The sequence below is a fragment of the Chromobacterium fluminis genome, from assembly GCF_011602385.1.
Classification (GTDB): domain Bacteria; phylum Pseudomonadota; class Gammaproteobacteria; order Burkholderiales; family Chromobacteriaceae; genus Chromobacterium; species Chromobacterium fluminis.
This window is the reverse complement of the sequence record NZ_JAAOMA010000015.1, coordinates 17,770-32,977: the sequence shown is the minus strand read 5'-3', so window position 1 is coordinate 32,977 and position 15,208 is coordinate 17,770. Positions and strand designations below refer to the sequence as shown.

16 protein-coding genes are annotated in these 15,208 nt (G+C 65.1%); 10 read left to right on the top strand and 6 right to left on the bottom strand.

All coding sequences use genetic code 11. The annotated features are described in order from the left end of the window. Positions 1-48 precede the first annotated feature (48 nt). The 6 genes from HA052_RS12195 (at position 49) to HA052_RS12170 (ending at position 5,791) form a co-directional block, all read left to right on the top strand. Positions 49-576, top strand: a complete 528-nt coding sequence (locus tag HA052_RS12195) for a hypothetical protein (RefSeq protein ID WP_048415453.1) — start codon at positions 49-51, stop codon at positions 574-576. Further along, complete coding sequence (locus HA052_RS12190) at positions 573-1,463, top strand: DMT family transporter (protein ID WP_240937349.1); 891 nt, start codon at positions 573-575, stop codon at positions 1,461-1,463. Before HA052_RS12195 ends, HA052_RS12190 begins: the two co-directional genes overlap by 4 nt. Positions 1,464-1,550: 87 nt before the next feature. Then, positions 1,551-2,363: a DMT family transporter gene (locus tag HA052_RS12185; RefSeq protein ID WP_166452183.1), complete on the top strand. Its 813-nt coding sequence runs from the start codon at positions 1,551-1,553 to the stop codon at positions 2,361-2,363. A gap of 48 nt (positions 2,364-2,411) precedes the next feature. Then, positions 2,412-2,939: a ClbS/DfsB family four-helix bundle protein gene (locus HA052_RS12180; protein ID WP_166452129.1), complete on the top strand. Its 528-nt coding sequence runs from the start codon at positions 2,412-2,414 to the stop codon at positions 2,937-2,939. A gap of 67 nt (positions 2,940-3,006) precedes the next feature. Next, a complete protein-coding gene (locus HA052_RS12175) occupies positions 3,007-3,369 on the top strand; it encodes a SpoIIAA family protein (protein ID WP_081545927.1) in 363 nt (120 codons plus the stop codon). Between the two features lie 109 nt (positions 3,370-3,478). Next, positions 3,479-5,791 (top strand): Tex family protein, encoded by a 2,313-nt coding sequence (locus HA052_RS12170; protein WP_166452128.1) that lies wholly within the window; start codon positions 3,479-3,481, stop codon positions 5,789-5,791. 41 nt (positions 5,792-5,832) lie between these two features. Here HA052_RS12170 and HA052_RS12165 read toward each other — a convergent pair whose 3' ends face one another. After that, positions 5,833-6,315, bottom strand: a complete 483-nt coding sequence (locus HA052_RS12165) for an Lrp/AsnC family transcriptional regulator (RefSeq protein WP_227104270.1) — start codon at positions 6,313-6,315, stop codon at positions 5,833-5,835. A 131-nt stretch (positions 6,316-6,446) separates the two neighbouring features. On the opposite strand from HA052_RS12165, the gene phhA reads away from it, so the two are divergent. The 4 genes from phhA to HA052_RS12145 all read left to right on the top strand — a co-directional run bounded on the left by phhA (position 6,447) and on the right by HA052_RS12145 (position 11,430). Next, positions 6,447-7,340, top strand: a complete 894-nt coding sequence (phhA, locus tag HA052_RS12160; RefSeq protein ID WP_166452127.1) for a phenylalanine 4-monooxygenase — start codon at positions 6,447-6,449, stop codon at positions 7,338-7,340. A gap of 312 nt (positions 7,341-7,652) precedes the next feature. Next, on the top strand, positions 7,653-8,645 hold the full coding sequence (locus HA052_RS12155; protein ID WP_081545883.1) for an extracellular solute-binding protein: 993 nt from the start codon (positions 7,653-7,655) through the stop codon (positions 8,643-8,645). A 108-nt stretch (positions 8,646-8,753) separates the two neighbouring features. Beyond that, the gene (locus HA052_RS12150) at positions 8,754-10,364 is read left to right on the top strand and encodes an ABC transporter permease (RefSeq protein ID WP_166452126.1); all 1,611 of its coding nucleotides are present in this window, start codon (positions 8,754-8,756) and stop codon (positions 10,362-10,364) included. Between the two features lie 10 nt (positions 10,365-10,374). Then, positions 10,375-11,430 (top strand): ABC transporter ATP-binding protein, encoded by a 1,056-nt coding sequence (locus HA052_RS12145; protein ID WP_166452125.1) that lies wholly within the window; start codon positions 10,375-10,377, stop codon positions 11,428-11,430. A gap of 140 nt (positions 11,431-11,570) precedes the next feature. Here HA052_RS12145 and HA052_RS12140 read toward each other — a convergent pair whose 3' ends face one another. The 5 genes from HA052_RS12140 to bufB form a co-directional block, all read right to left on the bottom strand. Beyond that, positions 11,571-12,083 carry a hypothetical protein gene (locus HA052_RS12140; RefSeq protein ID WP_166452124.1) on the bottom strand — a complete coding sequence of 171 codons (513 nt, stop codon included), beginning with the start codon at positions 12,081-12,083 and terminating at the stop codon, positions 11,571-11,573. A gap of 25 nt (positions 12,084-12,108) precedes the next feature. Further along, a complete protein-coding gene (gene serB, locus HA052_RS12135; RefSeq protein WP_166452123.1) occupies positions 12,109-12,957 on the bottom strand; it encodes a phosphoserine phosphatase SerB in 849 nt (282 codons plus the stop codon). Between the two features lie 60 nt (positions 12,958-13,017). Further along, positions 13,018-13,488 carry a DoxX family membrane protein gene (locus tag HA052_RS12130; protein ID WP_166452122.1) on the bottom strand — a complete coding sequence of 157 codons (471 nt, stop codon included), beginning with the start codon at positions 13,486-13,488 and terminating at the stop codon, positions 13,018-13,020. Positions 13,489-13,608: 120 nt separating this feature from the next. Then, positions 13,609-14,358: an HvfC/BufC N-terminal domain-containing protein gene (locus tag HA052_RS12125; RefSeq protein ID WP_166452121.1), complete on the bottom strand. Its 750-nt coding sequence runs from the start codon at positions 14,356-14,358 to the stop codon at positions 13,609-13,611. After that, positions 14,345-15,172, bottom strand: a complete 828-nt coding sequence (bufB, locus tag HA052_RS12120; RefSeq protein WP_240937347.1) for an MNIO family bufferin maturase — start codon at positions 15,170-15,172, stop codon at positions 14,345-14,347. Before bufB ends, HA052_RS12125 begins: the two co-directional genes overlap by 14 nt. Between the last annotated feature and the right edge of the window lie 36 nt (positions 15,173-15,208).

The window sequence follows — 15,208 nt, the reverse complement described above, 5'->3', positions numbered from 1 at the left end:
AGGCGCGGACTCAGTCCGCGCCTTTCTTATTCTGGTTTGCCCGATTCCATGCTCAAAACGCTTTTCCGCTGTTTGCCCTTGTCGCTGGCCTTGCTGGCTCCGCTGGCCCAGGCCGCCGTTTACACCGATGCCGCGAGCCGGGTGCGTTTCAATGTGCCGCCGGGCTGGAAGGTTCGTCCCAGCGTGGTGGACGGCCAGCGCGTGCTGCGGGTGGTGCCGCCCAAAGCCGATCAGCGCGAGCGCGCCGCCATTGATGTGCAGGTGTTCTCGCGCAAGCCGGGGCGCGGCGACACCCTGGCCCGGCTGGCGCAAAAATACCGCCGGGAGGGCGACAATCGAGAAGCCGCCAATTTCGCCCGCGGCAATAGCCGTAGCGGCCGGCTGGTGACCGAATACCGCGACGGTCGCTTCGTTTCCAACCGGCTGTGGATCGTCCGCCATAACCTGCATGTGTTCCAGTTGGGGGACAAGAAGCGCATGGCCGAGGCGCGCTGCGCCGCCAACGCCTCTGAATTCAAAACTTACCGTCGGCAGATGGAGGCCATCTGCCTGTCGCTGGAATTGTTGAAGCGATGACACCGGCTTTGAGCGACGGCGCGCGGGCCTTGGGTCTGCGCTTGCGCCAAGGCCGGCTGGGTTCCGGCTGGATGGTAGTGGCGGCGCTGTGTTTCGCGCTGATGAGCATGTTCGTCAAGCTGGGCGCCGACGCTTTTGCTTCCACCGAGTTGCTGTTCTGGCGCACCGCCATCGGCGCGCTGGCCTTGGGCGCGGCGATGGCCTGGAAGCGCCAGTCGCCGCGGACGCCGCATTGGCGCGGGCACGTCAAGCGCAGCTTCGTGGGCTACGCGTCCATGGTGGCGCTGTTCTACGCGCTGACCCGGCTGCCCTTGTCCACGGCGGTGACGCTGAACTACACCTCCTCGCTGTTCTTCGCCTTGCTGTGCGTGATCAAGTTGAAAGACCGGCTAACGCCGCGCACCGGCCTGGCCCTTTTGTTGGGTTTCGCCGGCATCGTTATCCTGCTGCGCCCCACTTTCAGCTCAGAGCAGTGGCTGGCCGGCCTGATTGGTCTGATGTCCGGCGTCAGCGCCGGCTTCGCGGTGTTTCAGGTGCGCGAGTTGGGGCAGATGGGGGAGCCGTCCTGGAAGGTGGTGTTCTGGTTTTTCGCCATTTCCAGCGTGTTCGGCGGCGTCTGGCTGGCTTTGGGGCCGGGTTTCAGCGCGGTGACGGCGGGCAATGTCTTGCCGCTGCTTGGCGTCGGCGTTTGCGGCATGTTGGGACAATTGGCGATGACACGCGCTTACAAAGACGGGCGAAAATATCTGGTGGCCAGTTTCGGCTATCTGACCGTGCTGTTTTCCGCGCTGCTGGGCGTAGCGTTGTGGGGCGATCCGCTGAGCGGCTGGTCGCTGGCTGCTATGGCCTTGATCGTGGGTTCCGGCCTGATGGCGGCCTTGCGTTGAAACAGCGCTTGGGTGTTCAACAAGGGTGAATAGTGAAAAGGATAATGTGGTTTGACTAGTGGAAAGTGGCGCCTGGGTTCGGGCTGGATGGTGGTGGCGGCGGTGTTTTTCGGCTTGATGGGGGTGTTCGTCAAGCTGGGTGCCGAGTATTTTTCCTCCACCGAGCTGGTGTTCTGGCGCACGTTGATGGGCGTGGTCTCCCTGGGCGCGGCGGCCTTGTGGCGGCGCGAGCGCTTCGCCACCCCCTTGTTGCGCTACCATGTTCAGCGCGGCCTGATCGGCTACGTCTCGATGCTATTGTATTTCTACGCCATTGCCCATCTGCCCTTGTCCACGGCGGTGACGCTCAACTACACCTCGCCGATGTTCCTGGCGTTGCTGTCGGTGGCGCTGCTGCGCGAGCGCCTGCCCAAGCAGGCGCTGGCCGGCCTGGCGCTGGGCTTCGTCGGCGTGGTGCTGTTGTTGCGGCCCACCTTGTCCAGCGAGGCCTGGGTGGCCGGCTTGCTTGGCGTCGGCTCCGGCCTGCTGGCCGGCTGGTCCTATCTGCATGTGCGTGAACTGGGCCGCCAAGGCGAGCCGGAATGGAAGGTGGTGTTCTATTTCGCCCTGATCTCCACGCTGGGCGGTCTGCTGCTGATGTTGTTCGAAAGCTGGCATCCGGTGACGTTGGAGAACGCGTGGCTGCTGCTGGGCCTGGGCGCCACCGCTACCATCGCTCAATTGGCGATGACCCGTGCCTACAAGGTGGGGCGCAAACTCTTGGCCGCCAATCTGTCTTATCTGACCGTGGTGTTTTCCACCCTGTTGGGCGTTGGTCTGTGGGGAGATCCGCTCAGCGCCGCCAGCCTGGCGGCGATGGGTTTGATCATCGTCAGCGGCATGCTGGCCAGCCGGCGTTAAGCTGCAACCATGGTCCGGCGCTTGACCGGACGCGGCGAGGAGACGGCGATGACGGTGCCTGCGGACAAGGCCGCCTTGTTGGCTGCGATGCGGGACGAGTACCGGCGCTTGCGCGCGGTGCTGGCGCGGGTACCGCCGGAGCACGCCTTCGCTCAGGAACTGGACGGGCACGCCAAGGGCAGCCGCATGAGCGCCGCGGACCTGCTAGCCTATCTGTTGGGCTGGCAGGCGCTGGTGTTGAAGTGGCACCGGCTGGAGCGGGAAGGCTTGCCGATAGACTTTCCCGACACCGGCTACCGCTGGAATCAGTTGGGCCTGCTGGCGCAGAAGTTCTATCGCGATTACGAGGATGTCGACGACTGGGCGCGGCTACTCGCGATGCTGGACGACAGCCAGCACCGGGTGGAGGCGCTGGTGGAGAGCTACTCCGATGAGGCGCTTTACGGCCGCCCCTGGTACGACAAATGGACGCGCGGGCGGATGATTCAGTTCAACACCGCCTCGCCCTGCCGCAATGCCCGCGGGCGGCTCGTCGCCTGGCTCAAGACCCTGGGTCAGGTTCGGGCGGAGGGCTGAAAAAGCTTGCCGGCGCCGGACCGGCTGGATTTACAATGAAGCAAACCGCCGTTAAATGGAGAAGGACATGATCTCGATACGCGAACAACACTACGGCCTGGACGTGGCGCTGTATAACGAATTCACGCTGGCGGACTTCAAACTACTGGAGGAGGCCCTGCTCAAGCGCCAGTCCGAGTGCGTCAAGCCCGATCTGCTGCTGGACCTGACCGAGCTGAAGGACTTCACGCTGGACATGGCGTTGGAAGAGGTCAAATTCATGCGCGCCCATGAAAATCACGTTGGCCGCGTAGCGCTGGTGGTCAGCGATGTGTGGATCAAGCTGGCCGCCCACATCGCCGGCCTGTTGTCCAATACCCGCACTCAGTATTTCGATACCGCGGAAGAGGCCCAGGCCTGGTTGGAAAGCCCGGTGGCGGCGGGCACCTGATTTGTCCGGTTGCGCTGATTTCGGGACGCGCTATGCGGCGTCCCGGTTGATTTTGTCGGCGATGGCGGTACAGTAGCGGTTTTTGTTCAACTCGAAAGAATAAAAACCGATGTTGAAAAGCATTTCCAGCCGCCTGGCGGCCGAACTCTCCGTCCGCGAGGCGCAAGTGGCCGCCACCATCGACCTGATCGACGGCGGCGCCACCGTTCCCTTCATCGCCCGCTACCGCAAGGAAGCCACCGGCGGTCTGGACGACACCCAGTTGCGTACTCTGGCCGAGCGCCTGGTCTATCTGCGCGAGCTGGACGAGCGCCGCGTCAGCATCCTTGGCAGCATCTCCGAGCAAGGCAAGCTGAGTCCCGAACTGGAGGCCGCGCTCTACGCCGCCGACAACAAGACCGCGCTGGAAGACCTTTACCTCCCCTACAAACCCAAGCGCCGGACCAAGGCGCAGATCGCGCGCGAAGCCGGGTTGGAGCCCTTGGCCGACGGCCTGCTGACCGACCCTAGCCAGGACCCCAACGTCGCCGCGGCCGCCTATGTCAACGCCGAAGCCGGCGTGGCCGACGCCAAGGCGGCGCTGGACGGGGCGCGCGCCATCCTGATCGAGCGCTTCGCCGAAGACGCCGAACTCTTGGGCCAGTTGCGCGAAAAGCTGTGGAACGAGGGCGAGCTGGTTGGCCAGGTCGTGGCCGGTAAGGAGAACGAGGGTGCCAAGTTTTCCGATTATTTCGAACACCGCGAAGCCATCCGCGCCACGCCCTCGCACCGCGCGCTGGCGCTGTTGCGCGGCCGCAACGAGGGCGTGCTCAGCCTGACGCTGAAATACCAGCCGGACGAAACCCCGATTACCGAGCGCTCCGCCTACGAGCAACTGATCGCCGCGCGCTTCGGCGTGCGCGACGCCGGCCGCCCGGCCGACAAATGGCTGCTTGACGGCGTGCGCCTGTGCTGGCGCGCCAAGATCTTCCTGTCGCTGGAACTGGAGCTGGTGTCGCGGCTCAAGGACGCCGCCGACGCCGAGGCGATCAAGGTGTTCGCCGACAATCTGCATGATCTCTTGCTGGCGGCGCCGGCCGGCCGGCGCGCCACCCTGGGCCTGGACCCGGGCCTGCGCACCGGCTGCAAGGTGGCGGTGGTGGACGACACCGGCAAGCTGCTGGACACCGCCACCATCTATCCGCACGAGCCGCGCCGCGATTGGGACCGCTCGCTGGCGGTGCTGGGCGCTTTGTGCGCGCGCCACCGCGTGGACCTGATCGCCATCGGCAACGGCACCGCCAGCCGTGAAACCGACAAGCTGGCGCAGGAGCTGATCCGCGCCTATCCACAACTGGGGATGACCAAGATCGTGGTGTCCGAAGCCGGCGCCTCGGTATATTCGGCGTCGGAACTGGCGGCGCGGGAGTTTCCGGATCTGGACGTGTCCCTGCGCGGCGCGGTGTCCATTGCCCGCCGTTTGCAGGACCCGCTGGCCGAACTGGTGAAGATCGATCCCAAGTCCATCGGCGTCGGCCAGTACCAGCACGACGTCAACCAGAGTCAGTTGGCGCGCGCCTTGGACGCTGTGGTGGAAGACTGCGTCAACGCCGTCGGCGTCGACGTCAACACCGCCTCGGCGCCGCTGCTGACCCGCATCTCCGGCCTCAACGCCACGCTGGCGGCCAATATTGTGTCCTACCGCGATCAGAACGGCGCCTTCCGCAGCCGCAAGCAATTGCTGAAAGTGCCGCGGCTGGGCGACAAGACCTTCGAACAGGCGGCCGGCTTCCTGCGCATCCGTGATGGCGATAACCCGCTGGACGGCTCCGCCGTGCATCCGGAAGCCTATCCGGTGGTGGAGCAGATTGTGCTCAAAACCGGGCGCGAGATGAAATCGCTGCTGGGTGATTCCGGCTTCCTGAAAACGGTGAAGGCGGTGGACTACACCGACGAACGCTTCGGTCTGCCCACGGTGATGGATATCCTGCGCGAGCTGGACAAGCCGGGCCGCGATCCGCGTCCGGAGTTCAAGACCGCCACCTTCCAGGACGGCGTCGAGGACATCAAGGACTTGCAGCCGGGCATGGTCTTGGAGGGGGTAGTCACCAATGTCGCCAACTTTGGCGCCTTCGTCGACATCGGCGTGCACCAGGACGGCCTGGTTCACATCTCGGCCTTGTCCAACAAGTTCGTCGACGACCCGCGCAAAGTGGTCAAGGCCGGCGATGTGGTCAAGGTCAAGGTGATGGAAGTGGATGCGGCGCGCAAGCGCATCGCGCTGACCATGCGGCTGGACGACGCGCCGGGCGCCGGCAACAGCCGCGGCCCGCGCAACGATGGCCCGCGCGTTCAGGACCGGCGCGGCGGCGACCGTCAGCGCGGCCAGCAGCCGGCAGGCGACACCGCGATGGCGGCGGCGTTCGCCAAGCTCAAGCGCTGAGGGGGCTGAAGTCAAAAACGGCGGGCATTGCCCGCCGTTTTTCATTCCGGCACGGACGAGAGCGGCAGTTTCATCGTCTGCTTGATCGCGTTCAAGGCGATGGTGGATTTGACGCTGCGCACCAGCGACAGCCGCATCAGCCGGTTCATCACGAAGGTGGACAGCGAGGGCAGGTCCGGCACCACGATGCGCAGCAGATAGTCCGCCTCGCCGGCGGCGGCGTAGCATTCCAGCACTTCCGGCAGCTCGTTGATGGCCTGGGCGAATTCCTGCAAGGCGCTTTCGCTGTGGCGCTCCAGGCTGACGTGGGCGAAAGCCATAACCGACAAGCCCACCTGTTCCGGCTTCAGCGCCACCTGATAGCCCTGGATCACGCCGCTTTCCTCCATGCGCTGGATGCGGCGGCCGATCTGGGACGCGGACAAAGCCACTTGCTGCGCCAGTTTCTGATGGGTGACGCGGGCGTCGTGCTGCAACGCGTCCAGGATCTGGTAATCGAAGCGGTCCAATTCAATTTTGCGCATAGTGAGCATTTCATGGCAGTTATATGCGGCAAGTGTGCAAAAAAAATCGCATACAGGCAAATTTTGCGGTCTTCCCGCATCGCTCCGGGCCTAAACTAGAGTTATCCACCTAAATATCCGGACCCACCGCCATGAACGACCGAGCCGATTTCGTCGTGCCCGACATCACCACGCGCAAGAACGTCGGACTCAGCCACGACAGCGCGGACTTCACCCTGCCGCAACCGCTGGAGCGCTACACCGCCGCCGACCACGCCACCTGGGCCACGTTGTACCGCCGCCAGAGCGAGATGCTGCCGGGCCGCGTTTGCGACGAATTCCTGGAAGGCCTGGAGCGCCTGGGCGTGGACGCGGACCGGGTGCCGGACTTCGCCAAGCTGAATGAACAACTGATGGCCGCCACTGGCTGGCGGATCGTCGCGGTGCCGGGCCTGATTCCGGACGATGTGTTTTTCGAGCATCTGGCCAACCGCCGTTTCCCGGTGACCTGGTGGCTGCGCGAGCCGCATCAGCTGGACTATCTGCAAGAACCCGATGTGTTCCATGATTTGTTCGGCCATGTGCCGCTGTTGATCAATCCGGTGTTCGCCGACTACCTGGAGGCTTACGGCAAGGGCGGCATGAAGGCCAAGGCCTTGGGCGCTTTGCCGATGCTGGCGCGCTTGTACTGGTACACGGTGGAGTTCGGCTTGATCAACACGCCCAAGGGCATGCGCATCTACGGCGCGGGCATCGTGTCCAGCAAGGGCGAATCGGTGTACTGCCTGGACAGCGCCAGCCCCAACCGAGTCGGCTTCGATCTGGAACGCATCATGCGCACCCGCTACCGCATCGACACTTTCCAAAAAACCTATTTCGTCATCGACAGCTTCCAGCAGTTGTTCGACGCCACCGCGCCGGACTTCGCGCCCATCTACGCGCGGCTGGCGGCGGAACCGACGCTGGGCGCCGGCGACGTGGCTCCGGCAGACAAGGTGTTCAACATTGGCGACCGCAGCGGCTGGGGCGATTCCGAGGATGTATGAGGCCCCGGCGCGATCGTCGCCGGACGCTGTAGAAGGATCCGCCGCGGCGGGTCTTTTTATTTGTTTCGATTAAAACGAAAGCGGGGATGTTTGCTATATTGATAAGCATTCTCATTTTTGTTAGAGTCCGTTTACGATCTTGCGAGCTAGAGCGAGACAAGGCGAAAACGGCTGAGAAAGCGGAATGTACACACGGTACATGAGCATTTCGAAGCCGTTTTCAACGCCGTATCGCCGCAGCGCAGCAGATCGTAAACAGGCTCTTAGATTGAGGCTCTGATTCCTATCGCTCAACCCAACAGGGGACACACCTTGAAAACGCACTTGATGCTTGCCGCCGTTCTGGCGGGGTTCGCCGGTCACGCCGTGGCGGAAGACGTAGTGGTTTACAGCGCTCGCGCCGAGCAACTGCTCAAACCCATCATCGAGGTTTACAAGAAGGAAACCGGCGTCAATATCAAGCTGGTGTCGGACAAGGAAGGCCCGCTGATGGAGCGCCTGCGCGCCGAGGGCAGCAACAGCCCGGCGGATCTGCTATTGACCGTGGATGCCGGCAATCTGTGGCAGGCTTCCAAGATGGGCTTGTTCAAGCCGGTGAAGTCGCCGCTGTTGGACGCCAACATTCCGTCTTATCTGCGCGACCCCGGCCATGAGTGGTACGGCCTGTCCATCCGCGCGCGCACCATTTTCTACAACACCCAGAAAGTGAAGCCGGGCCAGTTGTCCAGCTACGCCGACCTGGCCGATCCCAAGTGGAAGGGCAAGCTGTGCCTGCGCACGTCCAAGAAGGTCTACAACCAGTCGCTGGTGGCGATGATGTTGTCCGATCTGGGCCCGGTGAAGACGGAGAAAGTGGTCAAGGGTTGGGTGGATAATCTGGCCACCCGCGAATTCCCGGACGACACCAAGATGCTGGAGGCCATCGCCGCCGGCCAGTGCGAAGTGGGCATCGCCAACACCTATTACTACGGCCGGCTGATGGAAAAATCGCCGAACCTGCCGGTGGGCATCTTCTGGGCCGACCAGGCGGGCAAGGGCGCCCATGTGAACATTTCCGGCGCCGGCGTGGTCAAGTACGCCAAGAACGAAAAGGGCGCGCTGAAGTTCCTGGAATGGCTGTCCAGCGCCAAGGCGCAGAATATGTTCGCCGACGTGAACATGGAGTTCCCGGTCAACCCCAAGGTCAAGCCTGACGCGCGCGTGGCTGCCTGGGGCGATTTCAAGCACAGCTACATCAATGTCGCCAACGCTGGTTCGCGCCAGGCGGAAGCGGTGAAGCTGATGGACCGCGTCGGCTACAAATAAGCCGCGGCGGGCAGCCTGTCCGCATTTATTTACAGCCTGTCGGGCACCAAAGCCCCGGCAGGCTGTCTTTGCTTGTTTCCCTGCGTTTTTGACATGGTTTCTCCGCCGATGATCCGTTCTCTGTCGCCTTGGCGCGGCCTGGCCTTTGGCGTCAGCCTGCTGACCGTCGCGCCCTTGCTGGTGATTTTATGGTCGCTGCTGGCGCCGGATTGGGAGGTGTGGCGGCATTTGTACGATTACACGCTGCCGGAGCTGCTGCTCAACACCGTGTATCTGATAGGCGGTGTCGGCGCCGGCGTGCTGCTGCTGGGCGTGCCGCTGGCCTGGCTGACCGCGGTGCACGATTTCCCCGGCCGCCGTTTCTTCCACTGGGCGCTGATGCTGCCGCTGGCGATGCCGGCCTATGTGCTGGCTTTTTCGCAACTGGGCCTGTTCGATTTCACCGGGCCTTTGCAGACCTGGCTGCGCGAGCGTTTCGGCGATTCGTCCTGGGTGCCCAATATCCGTTCCACGCCGGGCGTGATCCTGGTGATGTCGCTGGCCTTCTACCCCTATGTCTATCTGTTGGCGCGCAACGCTTTCGCCACCATGGGCCGGCGCGCGCTGGAGGTGGGGCAGTCGCTGGGCCTGTCGCGCTGGCAGGGCTTCCGCCGCGTGGCGCTGCCGATGGCGCGGCCGTGGATCGCCGGCGGCCTGATGCTGGCGCTGATGGAAACGCTGGCGGATTTCGGCACCGTGGCCATTTTCAATTTCGACGCCTTCACCTCGGCCATCTACAAGGCCTGGTTCAGCCTGTTCTCCTTGCCGGCGGCCAAGCAACTGGCGTCCTTGCTGGTGTTGATGGTGCTGCTGCTGCTGTGGCTGGAGCAGCGTTCGCGCGGCCGCCGCGCCTATACCCAGGCCGGCAAGGCGGCGCCGCAGCCGCGCTTGCGGCTGGAAGGCGCGGCCGGCTGGCTGGCCGCCGCCGCCTGCTCGCTGGTGCTGGCGCTGGCCTTCGTCTTGCCCTTCGGCCAGCTGCTGGTCTGGGCCGGCGCCCACCTGGCCGAGGACCTGGACGCGGACTTTTTCGGCCATGTGGCCAACTCGCTGCTGCTGGCCTCGCTGGCCGCTGTTCTGGTGGCCTTCATCGCCCTGCTGTTGAGTTACGCGACGCGGCGCGATCCGACGCGCTGGACCCGCTTGTGGAGCCGGCTGGCGACCCTGGGCTACGCGGTGCCGGGCACGGTGTTGGCGGTGGGGGTGTTCGTGCCGGTGGCCTGGTTCGACAATCTGCTGCTGGACTGGCTGCGCCCCTGGCTGGCGGCGGACGCCAGCGCGGTGATCAAGGGCACTTTGCTGGTGCTGATGCTGGCCTATGTGGCGCGCTTCCTGGCCGTGGGGCATTCCGCGGTGGACGCGGCCATGCATCGCATCAGCCGCAGCCAGGAGGAGGCGGCGCGCAATATGGGCTACAGCGGCTTGCGCCTGCTGGCGCGCCTGCATCTGCCGCTGCTGCGCGGCGGCCTGTTCACCGCGGCGCTGATGGTGTTCGTCGATGTGATGAAGGAGATGCCGATTACCTTGATGACCCGGCCTTACGGCTGGGACACGCTGGCGGTGAGAATTTTCAATTTGACGACCGAGGGCGAATGGGAGCGCGCGGCTCTGCCGGCGGTGGCCATCGTGCTGGCCGGCTTGTTGCCGGTATGGGTGCTGTCGCGGCAGAAGGATGCGGTCTGAGATGAAGCGTATGGATAGGCAAGCTTTGCTGGAGTTCGACCTGGTCAGCCAGAAGTACGGCGAGACCCGCGTGGTCGACAATATGAGTTTCGAATTGCAGGCGGGCGAGATCGCTTGCCTGTTGGGCAGCTCCGGCTGCGGTAAAACCACGGTGTTGCGCTGCATTGCCGGTTTCGAGAGCCTGCTGGGCGGCGAGATCCGGCTCAACGGAGAAGTGATCAGTTCTATCCGCGAACAGGTTCCGGCGCATCAGCGCCGCATCGGCATGGTGTTCCAGGACTACGCGCTGTTCCCGCACCTGACCGTGGCCGGCAACGTCGGCTTCGGCCTGGACGCCTTGCCCAAGGCCCAGCGCGCGGCGCGGGTGCTGGAGGTGTTGGAGGTGGTGGGCCTGGCGGAGTGGGCGCGGCGTTACCCGCACGAGCTGTCCGGCGGCCAGCAGCAGCGGGTGGCGCTGGCGCGGGCTCTGGCGCCCAGGCCCAGCCTGCTGCTGCTGGACGAGCCGTTTTCCAATCTGGATGTGGACCTGCGCGAGCGCCTGTCGCGCGAGGTGCGCGAGATACTGAAAAGCCAGGGCGCCACCGCCATCATGGTGACCCATGATCAGCACGAGGCCTTCGCCATCGCCGACCGCGTCGGGGTGATGCAGCAGGGCCGGCTATTGCAGTGGGACGCGCCATACCGGCTTTATCACGAGCCGGCCACCCGCTACGTCGCCGACTTCATCGGCCAGGGCGTGTTCCTGGCCGGCAAGGTGACCGGGCCGCGTTGCGTGGCGTTGGAGATAGGCGAATTCTGCGGCATCGTGCCCTTGCAGTTCGAGACAGGGGACGAGGTGGACGTGCTGGTGCGGCCCGACGATGTGCAGCACGACGACGCCAGTCCGACGCGGGCCCTGGTCTGCGCCAAGGTGTTCCGCGGCGCGGAGTTCCATTACACGCTGGCGCTGCCGTCCGGCCAGCGGGTGCTGGCCCAGGTGCCCAGCCATCACGACCACGCGGTGGGGGAGGCGATAGGCATCCGGCTGGAGCTGGATCATTTGATCGCCTTTCCGCGCGAGGGCTAAGAACCTGTTTACGATCTGCTGCGCGTCGGCGATACCGCGTTGAAACCCGCTTCGAAATGCTCATGTACCGTGTGTACATTCCGCTTTCTCAGCCGTTTTCGCCTTGTCTCGCCTTAGCTCGCGAGATCGTGAACACGCTCTTAGCGTTCCAGTATCGCCTTGCGATGGCGGCGGAACACCCATTTCTCCCACAGCAGGCGAGTGGTTTCGTCGAAGGCGCCGGCGATGTCGGCGCGGATCAGGTAATTGCCGTTTTCGCCCGGCGTCACTGTGTTGATGCGTGCGGCGAGGAAGAGCAGCAGCGCGGAATCGGGATTGGGGCATAAGGCGACCAGCACCGGTTCGCTGCCGTGGTTGGCGTGGTCTGAGATCCAGGCGATGCTGTCCAGGCCCAGCCGGCACGGCGTCAGCGGCGGGCGCTCCGGGTGGCGGGACAGCAGCGACACTTCCAGCGCCAGGTCCAGCTTGGCCTCCAGCCTGACCAGCATTGGATCGGCCTCGGGCAGGGTTTCGGTGGGAGCGGCGAGCACCCGCAGCGCTAGCCGGGTTTCACGCTCTTGGCGCGCCGGGCAGATCCCGCCAGGCAGGGGCTGGACCGAGAACGGCAATTCGGCGTCGAAGCTGGCGCTGTCCAGTTCAGGAAATAAGCTCATCGGTCGGCTCCCGCGGCGTGGCCGTTCAGTGATACAGGTTCAGGATGCGGTCCAAGCCGCCGTGATTGACGGCGATGTCGGCCTGGGCGCGCACCACCGGCTTGGCGTGCACGGCGATGCCGACGCCGGCTTCGGCCAGCATCTGCAAGTCGTTGGCGCCGTCGCCCATCGCCAGCACTTGCTCCGGCTTCAGTCCCAGCGCCTCGCGCTGCTGGATCAGCAAGCGCTTCTTGGCGGCGGCGTCGACGATGGGGCCGCGCACCCGGCCGGTCAAGGCGCCGTTTTCCACTTCCAACTGATTGGCGAAGGCGTAGTCCAGGCCCAGCTCGGCTTTCAGTCTGTCGGTGAAGAAGGTGAAGCCGCCGGACACCAGCATGAATTTGACGCCGTGGCGTTTGCAGGCGGCCAGCAAGGCCTCGGCGCCCGGCATCAATCTGACTCTTTCACGATAGACCTGTTCCAGCGCGCTTTCCGGCAGCCCGCGCAGCAGCGCCACCCGCTCCGTCAGCGAGGCGGCGAAGTCCAGTTCGCCATGCATCGAGCGCTCGGTGATGGCCGCCACCTGAGGCTTGAGGCCGTTCATGTCGGCGATTTCGTCTATGCACTCGATGGTGATCAGCGTGGAGTCCATATCCGACACCAGCAGGCCGAAATCGGCGAAGCTGCGGCCGGCTTCGACATAGGCGCCGTCGTAGCCCCATTGCTCGCACAGCGCCAGCGCCGCGGTCCGTTGTGCCGGCGCCGCCCCGCGCAGGCGCGCCACGCTGGGGCTGGGATGGTCCATATGGGTGGCCTCGGCGAGGTGGGCCAGTTCATGCAGATGATGGGGGTCTAGCGTGTCGGCTTGGATCACCAGGGTGTAGGCGAGGCTCATGGCGTGGCGGGTCAATGCGTGTCGGAACGGGCATTATGCCACGCCGCGCCGGTAGCTGGTTCAGTCCCGCGCCGCGCAGCGTCCGGCCCAGCGCCGCAGTGGCGCGTCCACGGACAGCAGGCCGGGGCCGAAGGCGAACACCACGGCGATCAGCATGCCCCAGTAGTAATGGAATTCGCGCGTGGCTTCGGTCAGGCCCGGGTAGCTGATTACCGCCACCGCGTTGAGGATGAACAGGCCGGCGGCGGCGAAGCGCGCGCCCAGGCCCAGCGCCAGCAGTGCGGACAGGCCCAGTTCGCCGGCGGCGGCCAAGGCCGCGGCGATGGCGGGCGGCAGCAGCGGCACGTGGTATTCCTCGGTGAACAACAGAATGGTGGTGTCCCAGTCGTCTATCTTGGTCAGGCCGGACTTGAAGAACACATTGGCGATCCACAGCCGGAACAGCAGCGAGAGCAGCGGCTGCAGCAGATCGCCGCCGCGGATCAGCCAGCGGTAGGGCGCGTTGAGGCGGGAGCAGGTCAAGGGGTTCATGGCGGTATCTCCTGTGTGTTGAGTATGGTTCAGCGGCGGTGCATGGCAAGCCGCGGGCGTGCGTTCCCCCTCCATGCCCGCAAGCTTGGATGAGATTCCGCACTCAGGGTTTAAGCGTGTTTACAGCGTAACGTCTTGGATCAGGCGCTGCTGGAACAGCCGCAGCAGGCCGGCTTGCAGGTCGAAGCCCGCTTCGGCGGCCAGTGCCTGTTCCACCGCGTTTTCCAGCGTCGCGCCGTCGAGGAAGGCTTGCAGCAGCGCGGCCAGGCCGGCGCCGACGATGTCGACCTGAACCCGGCCTTGGGAGCGGTGGACCAGCATCGTTTCCGGCTGCCGGTGCAGGTCCACGTCCAGTTCCACCGGCTGGCGCTGGTGGGCCAGCCAGATCGACGCCGCTGGCCAGGGGCTGAGCAGAGCGGCGACATCGGGCAGCGGCCGCAGCCGGAGTTCGCCCCAGCGCGGTTGCGGGAAGGCGGCCAGCGCGGCGCTGTCGGCCGGCGCGGCGTCGGCGGCGTAGTAGGCGCGGTGGACCCGCCACTCCAGCCGCGCGACGTCCGCCAGATAGGGCAGCTCGCGGGCGTGTTCGAAGCCGGCGACGAAGTCGCCGAAGGCGGCGCCGTACAGATGCAGATTGCCGCTGTGCGACGGGTGGCCGCCGATGAAGACGCGGGCCAGTCCGGTGAAGAAGTCCTCGCCCACCAGTTGGCGGCAGACCGGGTAAATAAAGGCCAGGGTGTCGATCAAGCCCACCCGGTAGTTGTTGCGGTAGACCGCGAGTCCGGCCGGGTTCAGCGCGGGCGCCGCCTCCGCTGCGTGCGCCGGATCGGCGATTTGTTCCAGCAGTTCCGCCTGCCAATCAGACCAGCTCATGCGCGGCCTCCAGGATGGCCTGGGCCTTGGCGGCTTCGCCGCGCAAGGTGGCCAGCGGCGGAATCTCCAGGTCCCATTCGATCAGCGTGGGGCGAGGCCCCAGCCGGGCGATGGCCTCGCGGTACAGTTGCCAGACGCCGTCGTGCACCGGCTGGCTGTGGGTGTCCACCAGCATGCCCTCGCGTTCGCTGTAGCCGGCCAGGTGGATCTCGCCTATCGCCGCCGGCGGCAGCGCGTCCAGCACCGCGTCGGTGTCCACGCCCAGATTGACGCGGTTGACGTAGAGATTATTGATGTCCAGCAGGATGCCGCAGCCGGTACGGCGCACTAGTTCCGCGAGGAATTCGCCCTCGTGCATCTCGTTGCCGGGAAACTCCAGATAGCTGGACAGGTTTTCCAGCAGGATGGGACGGCCCAGCGTGTCCTGGGTTTCCTCGACGTGGCCGGCGATCGTCGCCAGCGATTCGCGGGTATAAGGGATGGGCAGCAGATCGTTGACGAAGCGGCGTTCGGAATGATTGAAGGACAGGTGCTCCGACACCGCCGCCGGCTGCACGGCGTCCACCAGCCGCTTGAGCGAGGCCAGATGGGCCGGGTCCGGGCGCGCGGCCGAGCCCAGGCCCAGGCCGACGCCGTGCAGCGACAGCGGCCAACAGGCGGCCACCTCGCGCAGCATGCTCCAGGGCATGCCGCCGTCGAAGAAGTTCTCGCTGTGCACTTCCACCCAGCCCAGGTTCGGGCGGCTGTCCAGGGCTTCGCGGTAATGCGGGGCGCGCAGGCCGATGCCGCAGACCGCTGGAAGCTTGGTTTCCATCATCATTCACCTCGGGTCGCCTATCCGGGCGGGCCC